The sequence below is a fragment of the Streptomyces sp. NPDC050504 genome (assembly GCF_044458065.1).
GTDB lineage: Bacteria > Actinomycetota > Actinomycetes > Streptomycetales > Streptomycetaceae > Streptomyces.
Map to the genome: position 1 here is coordinate 1,116,573 of NZ_JBITHO010000001.1, position 15,024 is coordinate 1,131,596.

Sequence of the window (15,024 nt, forward strand, 5' to 3'; positions counted from 1 at the left end):
GGCGCAACTCCCGGTCCACCCGTCCCCATCCAGGCGAACTGAGGAGACACCATGTCCATCGACACCTCCCTGGACTCCGTCAGTCTCAACGGCAACGCCCCCCGTCGGCAGAGCCTGAGCACCGAGGCCGCGCGCAAGCTGGCCACCACCACCAAGTCCGAACCGCAGATGCAGGGCATCACCTCGCGGTGGCTGCTGCGCAAACTGCCGTGGGCGAACGTGTCCGGCGGCACCTACCGGGTCAACCGGCGGCTGTCGCTCGCCGTGGGGCGGGGCCGGGTGCGCTTCGTCCAGAACGGCGCCGACGACGTGCGCGTGGTCCCGGCCACGCTCACCGAGATCCCCGTGCTGCGGGGCTTCGACGACGAGGAACTGCTGGCGGAACTGGCGTCCCTGTTCACCCCGCGCGACGTCCGAGAGGGCCAGCTCATCGCCGAGGAGTCGGTGCCGATCGACGAGGTGTACCTGATCGCCCACGGGCGCGTGGAGCAGACCCGCACCGGCCCCTACGGCACCACCGAGTCGCTCGGCATGCTGGCCGACGGCGACCACCTGGGCGAGGAGGCCCTGCTCAGGGACGAACCGCGGTGGTCGTGCACCCTGCGGGCCGCCACCTCGGGCACCGTCATGGTGCTGCCGCTGGCCTACGTGCAGGGACTCCTGGAGCGCGCGCCGCACTTCCACGCCCACATCGCCCGCCACGTCGGCGACTCCCGGCGCGCGGTCAACCGCCACGGCGAGGCCGAGGTCCTGCTGAGCGCGGGCCACGAGGGCGAGGTCAGCCTGCCCGGCACCTTCGTGGACTACGACCCGGGGCCCAGGGAGTACGGACTGAGCCTGACCCAGACCGTGCTGAGGATCCACTCCCGGGTGGCCGACCTCTACAACGACCCGATGAACCAGACCGAGCACCAACTGCGGCTCACCGTCGAGGAGGTGAGGGAGCGTCAGGAGTGGGAGCTGTTGAACAACCGGGAGTTCGGGCTGCTGCACAACGCCGCCTACGACCAGCGGATCAACACCTGGTCGGGGCCGCCCACCCCAGACGACCTCGACGAGCTGCTGAGCATGCGGCGCGGGACCGACCTGCTGCTGGCCCACCCGAAGGCGATCGCCGCGTTCCACCGCGAGTGCAACAAGCGCGGCGTGTACCCCGATCCGGCCGTCGTCGACGGGCGCTCCGTGGCCGCCTGGCGCGGCGTCCCGTTCTACTCCTGCGGAAAGATCCCCGTCAGCGACTTCTCGACCAGCTCCGTGATCGCCCTGCGCACCGGCGAGGACAACGAGGGCGTGATCGGCCTGACCCAGACGGGACTGCCCGACGAGTACGAGCCGGGCCTCAGCGTCCGCCACATGGGCGTCAACGAGCAGGCGATCATCTCCTACCTGGTGAGCGCCTACTACTCGACGGCGATCCTGGTGCCCGACGCGATCGGGATCCTGGAGAACGTCGACATCGCGGCGCCGCGGGGGGCGTGAAGACCGCCCCGGTCCGGCTCCTTCCGCCCATCCGCCCCCTCCCCGCCACGCACGCCCCGCCGGTCCGCGGCGGGGAGTCAGGAGTCCACGATGCCGCAGTTCACGATGCCCGAGTTCTACGTTCCGTACCCGGCGCGCCTCAACCCCCACATGGAACGGGCCCGTCGGCACTCCCGGCGGTGGGCCCTGGAGATGGGGATGACGGAGGGCTCGGGCATCTGGGAGGAGAGCGACCTCGACGCCCACGACTACGGGCTGATGTGCGCCTACACCCACCCGGACGCCACCGCCGCCGACCTGGACACCATCACCGACTGGTACGTCTGGGTGTTCTTCTTCGACGACCACTTCCTGGAGGTCTTCAAGCGCACCGGCGACCGGGAGGGCGGCAAGGCGTACCTGGACCGGCTGTTCCGGTTCATGCCCGCCGACCTCGCCGACGGCTTCCCCGAGATCACCAACCCGGTCGAGGCCGGGCTCGCCGACCTGTGGGCCAGGACGGTCCCCGCCATGTCGGACCACTGGCGCGAGCGCTTCACGCAGAGCACCAAGGAGCTGCTGTACGAGTCGCTGTGGGAGCTGTCCAACATCAACGCGAAGCGGATCTCCAACCCCGTCGAGTACATCGCGGAGCGCCGCAAGGTCGGCGGGGCGCCCTGGTCGGCGGGGCTCGTGGAGTTCGCCGTGCGCGCGGAGGTGCCGGAGGCGGTCAGCGGATCCAGGGCGCTGCGGGTGCTGCGCGACTCCTTCTCGGACGCCGTGCACCTGCGCAACGACCTCTTCTCCTACCAGCGCGAGACCGGCAGCGAGGGCGAACTCTCCAACGGGGTGCTGGTCTTCGAGAACTTCCTCGGGTGCACCACCCCGCAGGCCGCCGACGCCGTCAACGAACTCCTCACCTCCCGCCTCCAGCAGTTCGAGCACACCGCGCTCACCGAGGTGGCCCCGACGCTGGTCGAGCACGGGGCTGCGCCGCTGGACTGGGCGCGGGTGGCGGCGTACGTGAAGGGCCTCCAGGACTGGCAGTCCGGCGGCCACGAGTGGCACCTGCGCTCCAGCCGTTACACGAGCGCCTTCGCGGGGGAGCGGGCCGGGCCGTTCGGCGCGGAGGACCCGCCCGCGCGCCTGCCCGGACAGCACCCTGGACACCGTCCGGCGCCGGGCCCCGGCGGGCTCGGCACCGGCTCGCTGGGCATCCGAAGGGCGCTCCGCGACCGCGGCGGCCAGCGCGCCAGGGGCCTGGGCGGCCTCCCGCACCAGGACACGGCGGAGCACCGCATCCCGCAACTGCCCATGCCCTTCCGCACCCGCCTCAACCCGCACCTGGACGAAGCCCGTCGCGGGCTGGTCCGTTGGGGCCACGAGGTGGGCATCCTGGAACCGGAGTACGGCCTCCCGGGGCAGCCCCACGTCTGGGACGAGGGCCGCCTCGTGGCCGGGGACTTCGCCCTGTGCGCGGCGGGCATCCACCCCGAATTCTCGCTCGCCGACCTCGAAGTGGCCTCGGGATGGCTGGCCTGGGGGACGTACGCGGACGACCTCTACCCCCAGGTGTTCGGCCGCACGCGCGGTCTGGCGGCGGCCAAGGCGTGCAACGAGCGGCTGTCGGACTGCATGCGCCTCGACCTGTCCCGGCCGGCCGAGATGACGACCGCGCTGGAACGGGGCCTGTACGACCTGTGGGTGCGGACCGCCGCGCCGATGGACCTCGCCGCCAGGGCCACCTTCAAGGACGCCGTCGGCGTCATGTTCGCGAGCTGGCTGTGGGAGCTGGACAACCAGGCGCTCAACCGGGTCCCCGATCCCGTGGACTACGTGGAGATGCGCCGCACCACCTTCGGCTCCGAACTGACGACCGCGCTGAACCAACTGGCCCACGGCGACGCCATGCCCCCGGAGCTGTGGGAGGCGGGGCCCGTACGGTCGCTGGCGCACGCCGCGGTGGACGCGGCGTGGATCATCAACGACATCTTCTCCTACCCGAAGGAGATCGAGCACGAGGGCGAGTTCCACAACCTGCTGCTGGTGGTCCGGACGTTCTTCGACTGCGACCACGCGACGGCGCTCGCGATGTGCGTGGACCTGATGAACGCGCGCACGGAGGAGTTCCAGCACATCGTGGCCGACGAACTGCCCGCCCTCTGCGACGACCTGGACCTGGACGAGGAGGCGAGGGCGGCGCTCGACACCTATGCGCGGGACCTGGAGAACTGGCTCTCCTCGATCCACACCTGGCACATGGAGGTCGACCGCTACCGGAAGCCGGAGTACGAACGCCCGGTGGGCCGCCCGACCAACCCGGTGACGGTCACCAACACGCTCAGCACGACCCTGGCACGCCTGCTGGGGGGCCCGAGCGGAATCGGCACGTCGGCGGCGCGCCTCACGGAGTCCCTGGCCCCCGTCGGAAGGCGCGTCCGCGAACTCCGGGCACCGTGAGGCCGTGTCGGCCCCGGCCCCTCACCGGCGGGGGCCGGACGAGAGGTGCGCGGACGCCAGGTAGCCGGGGGAGCCGGGCGGAGTCAGGCGTACGGTGGCGTGCGGGTCGTCCCCCAGGGCGTCCCGCACCTCCGCCGCCGGGTAGCCGAACACGTCGATGCCGCGAAGGACCACCGGCACCGCGGACGGCCCGGTCGGCCCGGGTTCCGCGCGGGACAGGTGGACGGCGTCCAGCCCGGCCCTGTCGTGGGCGTCGCGGCCCGACCGGTCCGCGCAGTCGCCGTACACGAGCAGGTCCAGCCCCTCGTAGCGCGCCGCGAAGGCCCAACCCGCCTGGCAGATCCAGGTCTCGCGCACGTCCGCCAGCGTCGCGACGGCCCACTGGGCCTCCCGCTCGGGCATCCCGAACCGCAACACACCCGCGCCGCGCGGCAGCGCGAGCCCCGTCCCCGGCAGCAACTCGAACACCGCTCCATGATGCGGCACGCTCACTGGGCGGTACCGGCCAACAGCCAGCGCCGTACGCGCACCTCCAGCAGTACCCTGCTGCCGCCCGGCCGTTCGGGGACGGTGACGTCCCAGCCGTACTTCCGCCGGAACGCGTCCACCACATCGGGCGGGAAGCCGCCCCGCAGCACCGTCGCGTCCCCCTCGGCCACCACCGGATGCCGCCCGTCCTCCAGGGCGAGCGAGACCCGGGGGTCGGCCAGCACGTTCCTGACCTTGACCGCGCCGAGGTCCGAGCCGATCCACCAGCGGGACGACTCGTGCCCGTACACGAACCACACCGGCGTGACGTGCGGCGACCCGTTCGGCCGCACGGTGCACAGCCAGACGTTCGGCTCCTCGGCCAGCCGTTCGCGGACCGCGTCGGAGGGCACTGCTGCAAGATCGTCCATATGTGCATTCGATCACCGCCAGGGGTGGAGCGCATCGGCCGAGGCGTCCGGCGAACGTCCTAGGTCCACCCGCCGGGGCCGGCTCCGGACGCTCGAAAGAATGTTCCGCCGGTGCGATGACTTTTGATGATCGTCCTGGTCTACCCTCCAACAGCACATTGACTGAGGAGACCTTGATGACCGAGATCGTGACCCACACCCTGGACGCCGTCGGCGCCACCGTCCGCTACGACGTCCGTACCGCGGCCGATGGCGCGGACCAGCCGCCGCTCTTCCTCATCGGCTCGCCCATGGACGCCGCCGGGTTCGTCACCCTGGCCTCCCACTTCACCGACCGCACGGTCATCACCTACGACCCGCGCGCATGCGGCCGCAGCGTGCGCGACGACGGTGCATCGGAGACCCTGCCCGAGGAGCACGCCGACGATCTGCGCCGGGTGATCGAGGCGCTCGGCAAGGGACCGGTCGACCTCTTCGCGAGCAGCGGCGGAGCCGTCAACTCCCTTGCCCTGGTGTCCCGTCACCCGGAGCTCGTGCGCGTGCTCGTGGCGCACGAGCCGCCGGCCGCGCCGGTCCTCCCGGACAGCGAGGCCGCGCTCGCCGCCTGCGCGGACATTTACGAGACGTACCTGCGCGACGGCCTGGGCGCGGGCATGGCCAAGTTCATCGCCCTGTGCATGCACCAGGGGCAGCTCACCGACGAGTGGGTGCGCCAGCCCGCCCCGGACCCGGCCTCCTTCGGCCTGCCGACCGAGGACGACGGCTCCCGCGACGACGCGCTGCTCGGCCAGAACATGCGCGGCTGCACCGGTTACCAGCCCGACTTCGCCGCGCTGAAGTCCGCGTCGACGCGGATCGTCGTCGCGGTGGGCGAGGAGTCGGGGGAGGAGTTCCCGGCCCGCGCCGGGCGCGCCGTCGCCGCCGGGCTCGGCCGGGACGCGGTGGTGTTCCCCGGCAACCACGCGGGCTTCCTGGGCGGCGAGTACGGCCAGCAGGGCAAGCCGGACGAGTTCGCGAAGATCCTCCGCGAGGTGCTGTCCGCCGAGAGCTGACCCGGGCCGCGCGGCGACCCGGGTCGACGTGCCCGTCGGCGTCCTCCCTCCAGGACGCCGACGGGCGCACCCGGCCGGTCTACCGGCCGCCCGTCCTCACCGGGCCCCGCTCCTTCCCGCACGCGCCGACACGGTGACGTGGTCGACCCGCATGGCGTGACCCGGCTCGGTCGCGGGCCCCGGCGAAGCGCCGTCCGCGAGCGGCAGCTTCCCGCCGATGGCCACGTTCAGGATCAGGAACAGCCCGTGGTCCACCGCCCGCTTCCAGGTCGCCGGGTCCATCCGGGACGCGGTCACCCGGTGGTACACCCGGCCGTCCAGGGACCAGCGCACCTCCTCCGTGCCCGGGGAGCGGTCCACCTCCACGGCGTACGTGTGGAACGCCGTGCGGCAGCCGGGGCAGGGCCTGGGCCCCGAGGTCAGCCCCACCGGCTCCTCGCACGGACCGCCCGCCGCGATTCCGCAGTGCATCGAACCGAAGAAGGTGTCCCGCCCGTTCACGGACTCCATGACGTCGAGTTCACCGACGCCGGGCCAACCGGAGTACGTGTCGCGCAGCGGCGCCCCGAGGGTCCAGAACGCGGGCCAGTACCCCGCGGCCTTCGCGCCCGTCACGTTCGGCAGCGCGATCGAGGCCTCGATGCGCAGGACCCCGCCGGGCGGCGGCGCGAAGTCGGCGCGCCTGGTCTCGATGCGCCCCGAACTCCACCGTCCGTCCTTCCTGGTGGGGACGATCTCCAGGGCGCCCTTCCCGTCCAGCCTGACGTTCTCGGTCGAGTCGGTCATGGTCTCGATCTCGCCCGTGCCCCACTGCGGGGCGGGGCAGCCCGGATAGCAGGTGCCGAGGTCGTGGACCCAGTTCGCGGCGGACGGGCGACCGCCCTTGGGACCGTCGAAGTCGTCCCGCAGCAACCGCACCCACCCGTCTGCCCCGGGCTTCCCCGGCGCGCCGGGGACCGGCGCGGGGCTCCCCGAGGCTCCCGCGGCGGGCAGCGCGCCGCTCCCGGTCAGCAGCCGCTCCAGCCGGGACGTCAGCACGACGGCCGCCGCGTTGGTCAGATGGGCGTCGTCCCGGTAGAGCAGGATCCGGTCCAGTACGGCGGGGCAGGTCGGCCCGGACCCCGGGCACAGGACCTCGTTGACGCCCACGCTCCGCACGCCGGGCAGCGCGCCGGACGCGATGCGCCGCGCCAGCGGATCGGCTGGAAGCGCCTTGGCGCGGTCGAACGCGCAGTCACCGGGCGAATCGAGGCTGCCCGACACGCACGCGGGAACGTCCTCACCGGGTACGGGAGTGTCCTCGACGTACACGATCGGCGCGCCGAGCGCCCGCAGCGGGCGCAGCGTCTCCTCCCAGCCCGCCACGAGCAGCTTCTGGTCGGCGGTGTAGCGGTTGAGCGAGGAGACCACGATGAGCCGGGGCTTCGGCTGCGTGCGCAGTTGCTCCAGGGTGTTCGCCCGCCAGGTGTCGCACTCCCGGTACGCGCGGCCGAGCTGCGGGCTGTCCACCGCGATCCGCGGCAGCGGGCAGCCCTGCTTCACCAGCTCCTGGAGCGCCCAGCCGCGCTGCGACGCGAGCGCCAGCATCGGGGAGAACCACTGTCCGGCGTGGGAGTCGCCGAGCAGCACGATGCGGTCCGGGCTGTCCACCGCGCCGAACAGGCACTTCGGGCTGCGGGTCGCGGCCGGGGCGATCTCGCAGGCCCCGTCCGGCGGGAAGTCCTTGCGCGCCTGCGCGGGTCCGGGAACCACCGGCCCTTCGGGCAGGGCCTGACCGGGGACGCGCGCGAGGAGGTGGGGGCCCGATGCGGCGCCCTGCGGCAGCCCCTTCGGGTCGATCGGCTGGGCCGGGCCCAGGACGTGCAGCGTCGCGGTGCCCACCACCAGCGCGAGGACGACAGGCAGCACGATCGCCGACACGCCGACGGACAGTCCGCGCCTGGGGTGTTCGGAGACCGTGCGGCTGCGGCGCAGCGGCCGCTCCACCCAGTGCAGGGTGGCGAGCGCGGGCAGCGCCGCCGCCAGCGTCAGCGCGGCCTTCGCGGGCCAGCCGAGCGTCCCGAACCTGGCCTCGGCCAGGACGAGCACCGGCCAGTGCCACAGGTACAGGTTGTAGGAGAGCCGCCCCACCGCACGGGGCGCCCGCCCCGCCAGCAGCCGGTCCACGCCGTAGGAACCCTGGACCTCGCGCTCGCCCCGACCGGGTATCGCCGCGAGGATGACGGCGGCGGTGGCCAGGGTCGGCACGAGCGCCGCGTAGCCGGGGTACGGCGTGGCGGCGTCGTACGCCACGACGCACCAGACGATCGCGGCGGCCCCGGCCCAACCGCACAGCAGCCGCAGCGGCCGGGGGCCGCGCATCAGGTGCCAGGGCAGCAGGGCGAGCAGTGCGCCGACCCCGAACTGCCAGACGCGCGAGGGCGTTCCGAGGTACGCGAGCGAGACGGAGCTGTCCGTCCAGTGGAGGGACAGGGCGAACGAGGCGAGCACGAGCAGCGCGGTGACGAGCGCCACGCCGGAGCGCACGGCCCGGCCCCTGCGCACGGCCCGCGTGACGCACAGCGCGGCGACGGCCAGCAGCGGGGCCCAGAACAGGTAGAACTGCTCCTCGACTGCGAGCGACCAGAAGTGCAGCAGCGGGCTCTGTCCGTGTCCCGCGGCGAGGTAGTCGGTCTGCTGGGAGACGAACCGCCAGTTGGCCACGGACAGCGCCGCCGCGACGACGTCGTACTCCAGGTCGGCGCGCCGCAGCGGTACGGTCAGCCAGGCCCCGGCCACCGCGACCGCGACGAGCACCACGGCGGCGGACGGCAGCAGCCTGCGGGCCCGCCGGGAGAAGAAGTCGCCCAGCCGGACGCGTCCGGTGGTGATGGCCTCCCGCACCAGCAGGCCGGTGATCAGGTAACCGGAGATGACGAAGAAGACGTCCACGCCGACGAAGCCGCCCTGGGTCCAGGGGACCTGGGCGTGGAAGGCGAGGACCGCGAGGACGGCGACCGCGCGCAGTCCCTCGATGTCGGGCCGGAAGGCGGAGCGGTGCGGGCTGGGCCCGGACTCGCTGTTCGCGGCGGAACCGGAAGCCGCGGGGCCCGGGGCGGCGGGACCGGACGGCGGGGCGGGGCGCTTTCGGCGGTCCCGGGGATCCGGGGCCACTAGGGAAGACATGAAAGGGGTGCCTTTCAGTTCAGTGCAACTCGGCTCGGCCCGGCTCAACTCAGCCAGGGGAGCATCGGGTTGACCCATCCGGACGCCAGCAGGCCGGTGAGCAGCAGGACCGCGGACGCGGCCACGGTCTCGGGCCAGCGGCGGGGCAGCATTCCGGTACGGGCACCGGTACCGGCGCCGTTGCCGGTACGAGGACGATCGCTACGGGGACGGAGGAGGGCCCGGAGCCGGTGCGGCTCGGCGGGGCGCAGCTCCGCGAAGAGGTCCCGGATCAGCGGGACGTTGATCTGGCACTGCACCACCAGGTAGAGGAGCAGGCCCCAGTTGGGCTCCCAGCCGTTGCGGCCCACGGCCAGCGCGAGGCCGACGGCGGCGGCGCCGTTGGACAGGACGAGCCACACCAGCGAGGCGGCCACCACGCGGCGGGCCATGCCGCCGGAGGTCTTCGCCTTCTGGGCGCCGGTGGGCACCCAGGCGGCGCTGCGGCCCCGCAGGGTGTGCCAGAACGCGGTCGCGGCGGCCACGCTCGTCAGGACGTTCGCCCGGATGACCTCGATCCGCCAGCGGGTGCGGCTGATGCGGGGGAGCAGGACGTGCCAGAGCCAGAGCGGGGCGAGCAGCGGGAGCACGTGCCAGGGCCTGATGTGGTCCGGGTACCAGAACATCATCACCAGCGGCGGCAGCGGGGCGGCGAAGGTGTTGACCGCGGTGGTGAGGTAGCCGACGACGCCCTCGTAGAAGCAGAGCCGCATCCGCCAGGGCGCGCGCATCCGCTTCAGCACGGGGGTGCCGAGCAGGTGGAGGTTGCCCATCGCCCAGCGGTACTGCTGGTTGACGAAGGAGGTGACCTCGTCGGGAGAGGTGCCCTTGGCGACGAGCACGGGGACGTACAGGGTGCGGAACCCCTGTTCGTGCAGGGCGAGTCCGGTGTACAGGTCCTCGCTGTGGTCGAGCCGGGCGAAGCCGCCCGCCAGGTCGATGGCGCTGCGCCGGTAGACGGCGTTGCTGCCGCAGCAGATGGCGGCGTCGCTGGCGTCCCGGGACGGCTGGATCCAGCGGAAGAACCACTCCTGGGCGGAGCCCGCGGCGCGCTGGATCCAGCCCATGGTCTCGTCCGTGTCGAAGCACTGGGGGCTCTGCACGATGCCGACGGCCGGGTCGGCCAGGTAGGGGACGAGGTGGCGCAGGAAGTCGGGGCGGGGTGCGAAGTCCGCGTCGAGGATCGCGATGAGTTCGGCGCTGCTGAGGGTGAGCGCGTGGTTGAGGTTGCCCGCCTTCTTCAGGTGCCCCCGGTCGGGCCGTACGACGTACTGGTAGCCGTACGAGGCGGCCAGCGCGGCGACTTCGGGCCGGTCGGCGTCGTCCAGCACCCAGACGGTCAGCGAGTCGTCCCAGTCCAGGGCGGCGACGGCGCGGTAGGCGTTGGCGAGGACCGGGAGGGGTTCGCCGCAGGTCGGCAGGTACAGGTCGACGCTCGGCAGCTGTGGGGGGTGCCAGGCGTGGACGAGCACTTCGTGCGACTGCCGGGTGAGGCGGCGCTGGCGCAGGCTGTTGACCGAGGAGAGCACCAGGGCCACGACGTTGAGCCCGAGGACGGCGAGGAAGGTCCACAGGGCCGGGGTGCGCAGGGCGAAGGTGAACATGGTCGCCGCCGTGAAGACGAAGGCGAGCGACGAGCTGATGAGGACCCAGCGGCGCTGGGGTCCGAAGTACCAGTAGAGCTCCTCGTCGGACGGTGGTTGCGGAAGGTGATGCACGGTCATAAAGCCCCCCACGGCTGTGTATGTGCCCGTATCGAGCACTTCAACTTAGCGCCACAGGTGTAGACCAATTGCGTTTGAGTGGCCTACCGGGCCGAATGAGACACGGATTTGGCGCGAGTCGATTGGTCCAGACCTCTTGGACGGCTTCATCTGACACTCGGGCCGCGCGGTTTCGGAAAGGCGCAGGTCACAGGCGGATGAACAGCCTGCGAAGACTTGAGGCGAGGGGATGTTACGGCCGCGTGGCGGTACGTCAGGCGGCCGTGCCCTCGGCGCCGCCCAGCAGGTTCTCCAGCTCGGCGGCGAAGAGGAGCGCGGGGTCGAAGCCCATCCCGCTGAAGTGCCCGGCGAGTTCGAGCGACAGGACCCCGTGCAGCCGGGTCCAGAAGGTCAGCGCGCGGTGCAGGGCGGCGGGCGCGACGGTCCGGTCGCCCGCCGGTCGCAGGTGCTCTTCGAGGTGGGCCTCGAAGCGGGCTTCGAGCGCCGTCCTGGTGCCGTCCGCCGGCGCCGCCCGGCAGGCGCCGAGCAGGATGCCCAGGATCTCGTCCGAGACGGCGGTGACGTCGTCGGGGGCGCGGTAGCCGGGTACGGGGGTGCCGTAGATGAGCAGGTACCGCTGGGGGTCCTCCAGCGCCCAGTCGCGCAGGGCGTGCGCCAGCGCGGCCAGGTCTGGCCGGGGCGGGTCGACCGCGCGGAAGGCGTCGGCGAGGCTGCGGTAGGCGTCCGTGACGAGCTCGGTGATCAGCTCGTCGCGGTTGGCGTAGTACCGGTACAGGGCGGGGCCGCTGAGGCCCATCCGCTTGGCGATCGCGTTGAGCGAGAGCGCGGAGGCTCCGGCGGTGGCGATCTGCTCCCTGGCGTGCCCCTTGATCTCGGCGCGCACCTGGGCGCGGTAGCGCTCGCGGGGGCTCTTCGCGCTGCTCTCCGCGCTGCTCTCCGCCATGGTGCGGCCCTCTCCGGTGCGTCGCCCCGCGTCTCGCGGCTACAGGGTCAAGTTCGAGTGAGAAGGTATCACGCACACCCTTGACGACACATCTTCGCGGAAGTTAGAACTTATAACCAACGGCAAACGCGCTAACTCCGCTCGATCCAGAGACCACAGGGAGACACCATGTCCCGTACCCGCACGTCCGCCGACCGCGCCCGAGTCCGCACCGCCCTGCTGGCCCTCCCGCTCGTCGCGGGCGTCCTCGGCGCCGCGGCCGTCGCCCCCGTGGAGGCCGCCCCGCGCTCCGCGCCCACGTCCCTGACGTGCCGGGGAGCGGGCGTCGACCCGGCCGCGATCATCCGCTACCGCACCGAGACGGTGATCCACGCGCCGCTGAGCACCATCTGGAAGCTCCAGACCGACGTGGAGCGCTGGCCGTCCTGGCAGGGTGCGGTCGAGACCGCGAAGCGCCTCGACCACGGCCCCCTGCGCAAGCGTTCGGCCTTCGTCTGGACGGTGCCGGTGCCCGCCACGCCCACGACGCCCGCCACCACCCTGGAAATCACCTCGGCCGTCGAGCAGTTGAAGCGCGGCTCCTGCATCCGCTGGACGGGACCCGCGGTCGGCGAGGGCCTGCGCATAGACAACGGCGTCCACGTCTGGAACTTCACCGAGGTCAAGGGCGGCGTCCGGGTCCGCACCGAAGAGACCCACACCGGCAAGCAGGTCGAGGCGGACGCCGCCACCGCCAACAGGATGCTGAAGGAGGGCCTCGACGCATGGCTGCGCGACCTCAAGACCGCCGCCGAAGCGCGCCACTGACGAGCGGCGACGAGCAGTGACGGGCGGCGATGGACGGTGACGGGCGACAGGGCCCGCCCCAGGGGGACGGGCCCTCGCACAGCGTCTTCGCGCGGCGTCAGACGCGGTCGGCCGCGATCAGGACGTACTGGAAGGAGCCGTCCCTGTAGGAGTTGATGAACGCCTCCTCGATGCCCGTGACCAGCGACGACGTGGCCCGCAGCTCCCAGTAGGGGAGGGTGTCGGGCGTGAGGTCGATGACGGCCTGCGGCACGAGGCGGTTGTCGGCCATCGCCCGCAGGTACTCCCGGCGCGAGTGGATGTTGCACTCGAAGTGCGCGTTGATCTGGGAGACCCACTTCGAGGGCTGGCCGTAGCGCGGGTTCCAGCAGCCGGTGATGGTCACGTACCGGCCGCCGACCGCGAGGACGCGGGAGTGCTCGGCGAACAGGTCGTGCAGGTCGACGTACATGCTCGACTCGTTGTTCCACGAGGCCGCGGCCTGCCCGGTCTCGAAGGGCATGGCGAGCATGTTGCAGACGCGGGCGCGGACGTGGTCCTGGATGCCCAGTTCCTGGGCGCGCTGGTTGGCGAAGTCGGCCTGCTTGGCCGAGAGCGTGACGCCTTCGACCTTGCAGCCGAAGCGCTGGTGCGCCATCACCATCGAGCCGCCGCGGCCGCAGCCCGCGTCCACCAGGGTGTCCTCGCGGCCGATGTCGCCGAGGTGCCCCAGCAGGCAGTGGGCCTGGGCCGACTCCAGCCTGTGGAGCTCGGCGATCAGCCTCTTCTCGCTCTCACCGGCGTCGGCACCGCCGAGCGCGGAGTGGTCGACGTCACCGATGCCGTAGTGGTGGTGGTACAGACCGTCGACGTCGCCGAGGCGCAGGTTCACGGGCCTGGCCTCTCCGTCCCAGTAGCGGGCGATGTCGCCCTGGTAGGGCGTCGCGGGACCGGGGATGAGCAGGGGAGCACCGGTGGAGGCGGCGGTGGCGTCGGACAGTTCAATGCTGGTCACAGATGATTCCATTTCTTCTTACCAGAAGTCGGGCAGGCTGTAGCGGTAGGTGTTGGTCTGGTGCCAGTGGTGGTTGCCGTCGACCCAGGCGGCCACGCCCCGCAGGAAGCGCAGCACGGCCGGTACGGGGCAGGCGGCGGCCAGGGCCGCCGCCTCGGCCTCGAATTCGTGCATGAGGTCGTTGTGGACCTCGATCGCCTTGAGGTAGGCGTCCTGTTCGGAGAGGTTCTCGCGCTCGGCGATCACGACGGGCAGGTTGAGGTGCCTGCCGGGGGAGTCGAGCTCCTTGGTGTACGAGTACAGGTCGTTCACGATGGTCGTCGCGTTGCCCGCGAGCGCGATGACCTTCTGCATGGCGGCCTGCGCGTGCAGGTCGGCCGGCAGTTCGTAGCCGCCGACGGTGTCGGTGATGGTGGGACAGGGGCGGAAGTTGTTGAACTGGCGCATCGCCAGGTACTCCCACACCTCCGGCACGTGGTCCTGTTCCGCCCAGGCCGCCTCGGCGAGGTAGCCCATGTGCAGCCGGGCCATGTCGTGCCGGAACCGGTCGGCCTGGGACGGGGTGGCCGCCCGGACGAAGTACTCCATGGCGGAGCGGTAGGCGCGCCGGGGCGCGTCCGCGTGCAGCGAATCGGCCCACAGCGGCTGGTACTCGCGCGTCGTGTACAGCGGATCCAGGGCGGTGTGCGCCATCAGCAGGCGCCCGCCGAGGCCGACGGGCGAGCCGCCGTGGTCCTCGCAGTAGCAGTCGTCCACCGCGTTCTCGGCCACCATGAGACGGGTGGCGAGCATGAGGTGGTCGATGCTGGGCGCGTCCGGATGGCAGCCGACCATGTAGCGCCCCACCAGGAAGCCGTCGAACTCCTCCTCCCAGTCGTCGGGATACAGGGAGACCTCGTCCAGCGCCCACTCCTTGATCCTGCGGCTGACCTCGGCGACCCGCACCGGATCGGGCTCGGGCACCGGATGGAAGTACAGACCGGGGATCGGCCTGCCCTCCGGCGGGGCGCTGCCGCTCGCCGCCGCCTGCGAGGGATCAGCCGACGGAGGGCCCGGGACCGGTGGAGGCGTCGGCACGCCCGGGAGCACGGGCGGCTCCGCCCGCCGGAGCAGTTGCCGCAGGCCCGACGTGCCGAGCCCGCTCGGCCCCCGCAGGACCGGTCCCAGGTCGGCGCCCCGGGCCGGGGCCTCGGTGACCGCGCCGTCGAGGCGCGGGGGTGCGGCCGGGTGCGGCACTGCGGCCGCGTGGAGCGCGGCGCCGACGTGCGGCGGATCGGGCAGGGCGGACGCACGGGGCGGGCCGCCGGTCACGGCCCGCACGTCGTGGGCGCGGGCCGCGGCGTCGGCGAGGACGTGCGCCCCGAAGCGCGAGACGGCCTCGGGCAGGCTCGACTGCGGGGGTGTCAGCTCAGGCGCGGGCATCGAAGGCTCCTCGGCTCCTTGACTCCTTGGCGGGGCGGGCGGGCTCGGGCCCTCGGGGCAC

At 72.4% G+C, this 15,024-nt stretch carries 11 protein-coding genes; 4 read left to right on the forward strand and 7 right to left on the reverse strand.

Features of this window, described 5'->3' with window-relative positions:
• Nucleotides 1-51 precede the first annotated feature (51 nt).
• Together ACIBNE_RS04580 and ACIBNE_RS04585 are read left to right on the forward strand one after the other, a co-directional pair.
• Nucleotides 52-1,479, forward strand: coding sequence for a family 2B encapsulin nanocompartment shell protein (locus ACIBNE_RS04580; protein WP_399269431.1), 1,428 nt, complete (start codon nt 52-54; stop codon nt 1,477-1,479).
• 90 nt (nt 1,480-1,569) lie between these two features.
• Nucleotides 1,570-3,918 carry a germacradienol/geosmin synthase gene (locus tag ACIBNE_RS04585; RefSeq protein ID WP_399269433.1) on the forward strand — a complete coding sequence of 783 codons (2,349 nt, stop codon included), beginning with the start codon at nt 1,570-1,572 and terminating at the stop codon, nt 3,916-3,918.
• A 21-nt stretch (nt 3,919-3,939) separates the two neighbouring features.
• Here ACIBNE_RS04585 and ACIBNE_RS04590 read toward each other — a convergent pair whose 3' ends face one another.
• Together ACIBNE_RS04590 and ACIBNE_RS04595 are read right to left on the reverse strand one after the other, a co-directional pair.
• Nucleotides 3,940-4,386 (reverse strand): hypothetical protein, encoded by a 447-nt coding sequence (locus ACIBNE_RS04590; RefSeq protein ID WP_399269435.1) that lies wholly within the window; start codon nt 4,384-4,386, stop codon nt 3,940-3,942.
• 20 nt (nt 4,387-4,406) lie between these two features.
• On the reverse strand, nt 4,407-4,817 hold the full coding sequence (locus ACIBNE_RS04595; protein ID WP_399269437.1) for a pyridoxamine 5'-phosphate oxidase family protein: 411 nt from the start codon (nt 4,815-4,817) through the stop codon (nt 4,407-4,409).
• Nucleotides 4,818-4,993: 176 nt separating this feature from the next.
• On the opposite strand from ACIBNE_RS04595, the gene ACIBNE_RS04600 reads away from it, so the two are divergent.
• Nucleotides 4,994-5,869: an alpha/beta fold hydrolase gene (locus ACIBNE_RS04600; RefSeq protein ID WP_399269439.1), complete on the forward strand. Its 876-nt coding sequence runs from the start codon at nt 4,994-4,996 to the stop codon at nt 5,867-5,869.
• Nucleotides 5,870-5,965: 96 nt separating this feature from the next.
• Here the strand turns inward: ACIBNE_RS04600 and ACIBNE_RS04605 are convergent, their stop codons facing one another.
• The 3 genes from ACIBNE_RS04605 to ACIBNE_RS04615 all read right to left on the reverse strand — a co-directional run bounded on the left by ACIBNE_RS04605 (nt 5,966) and on the right by ACIBNE_RS04615 (nt 11,740).
• The gene (locus tag ACIBNE_RS04605) at nt 5,966-9,034 is read right to left on the reverse strand and encodes an acyltransferase family protein (RefSeq protein ID WP_399269441.1); all 3,069 of its coding nucleotides are present in this window, start codon (nt 9,032-9,034) and stop codon (nt 5,966-5,968) included.
• Between the two features lie 44 nt (nt 9,035-9,078).
• Complete coding sequence (locus ACIBNE_RS04610) at nt 9,079-10,797, reverse strand: glycosyltransferase family 2 protein (protein ID WP_399269443.1); 1,719 nt, start codon at nt 10,795-10,797, stop codon at nt 9,079-9,081.
• A 253-nt stretch (nt 10,798-11,050) separates the two neighbouring features.
• On the reverse strand, nt 11,051-11,740 hold the full coding sequence (locus ACIBNE_RS04615; protein ID WP_399269445.1) for a TetR/AcrR family transcriptional regulator: 690 nt from the start codon (nt 11,738-11,740) through the stop codon (nt 11,051-11,053).
• 168 nt (nt 11,741-11,908) lie between these two features.
• Here ACIBNE_RS04615 and ACIBNE_RS04620 point away from each other — a divergent pair, with 168 nt between their 5' ends.
• Nucleotides 11,909-12,547, forward strand: a complete 639-nt coding sequence (locus tag ACIBNE_RS04620; RefSeq protein ID WP_399269447.1) for an SRPBCC family protein — start codon at nt 11,909-11,911, stop codon at nt 12,545-12,547.
• A gap of 97 nt (nt 12,548-12,644) precedes the next feature.
• On the opposite strand, the gene ACIBNE_RS04625 is transcribed toward ACIBNE_RS04620, so the two are convergent.
• Nucleotides 12,645-13,541, reverse strand: a complete 897-nt coding sequence (locus ACIBNE_RS04625) for a geranyl diphosphate 2-C-methyltransferase (RefSeq protein WP_399269449.1) — start codon at nt 13,539-13,541, stop codon at nt 12,645-12,647.
• Nucleotides 13,542-13,559: 18 nt separating this feature from the next.
• A complete protein-coding gene (locus tag ACIBNE_RS04630) occupies nt 13,560-14,963 on the reverse strand; it encodes a family 2 encapsulin nanocompartment cargo protein terpene cyclase (protein ID WP_399269451.1) in 1,404 nt (467 codons plus the stop codon).
• Nucleotides 14,964-15,024: the final 61 nt, after the last annotated feature.

Bases quoted from the DNA above. Each gene is read 5' to 3' on its own strand.
- ACIBNE_RS04630 (WP_399269451.1), bottom strand. From the start codon at position 14,963: ATGCCCGCGCCTGAGCTGACACCCCCGCAGTCGAGCCTGCCCGAGGCC.
- ACIBNE_RS04580 (WP_399269431.1), top strand. From the start codon at position 52: ATGTCCATCGACACCTCCCTGGACTCCGTCAGTCTCAACGGCAACGCC.
- ACIBNE_RS04605 (WP_399269441.1), bottom strand. From the start codon at position 9,034: ATGTCTTCCCTAGTGGCCCCGGATCCCCGGGACCGCCGAAAGCGCCCC.
- ACIBNE_RS04620 (WP_399269447.1), top strand. From the start codon at position 11,909: ATGTCCCGTACCCGCACGTCCGCCGACCGCGCCCGAGTCCGCACCGCC.
- ACIBNE_RS04615 (WP_399269445.1), bottom strand. From the start codon at position 11,740: ATGGCGGAGAGCAGCGCGGAGAGCAGCGCGAAGAGCCCCCGCGAGCGC.
- ACIBNE_RS04595 (WP_399269437.1), bottom strand. From the start codon at position 4,817: ATGGACGATCTTGCAGCAGTGCCCTCCGACGCGGTCCGCGAACGGCTG.
- ACIBNE_RS04600 (WP_399269439.1), top strand. From the start codon at position 4,994: ATGACCGAGATCGTGACCCACACCCTGGACGCCGTCGGCGCCACCGTC.
- ACIBNE_RS04585 (WP_399269433.1), top strand. From the start codon at position 1,570: ATGCCGCAGTTCACGATGCCCGAGTTCTACGTTCCGTACCCGGCGCGC.
- ACIBNE_RS04610 (WP_399269443.1), bottom strand. From the start codon at position 10,797: ATGACCGTGCATCACCTTCCGCAACCACCGTCCGACGAGGAGCTCTAC.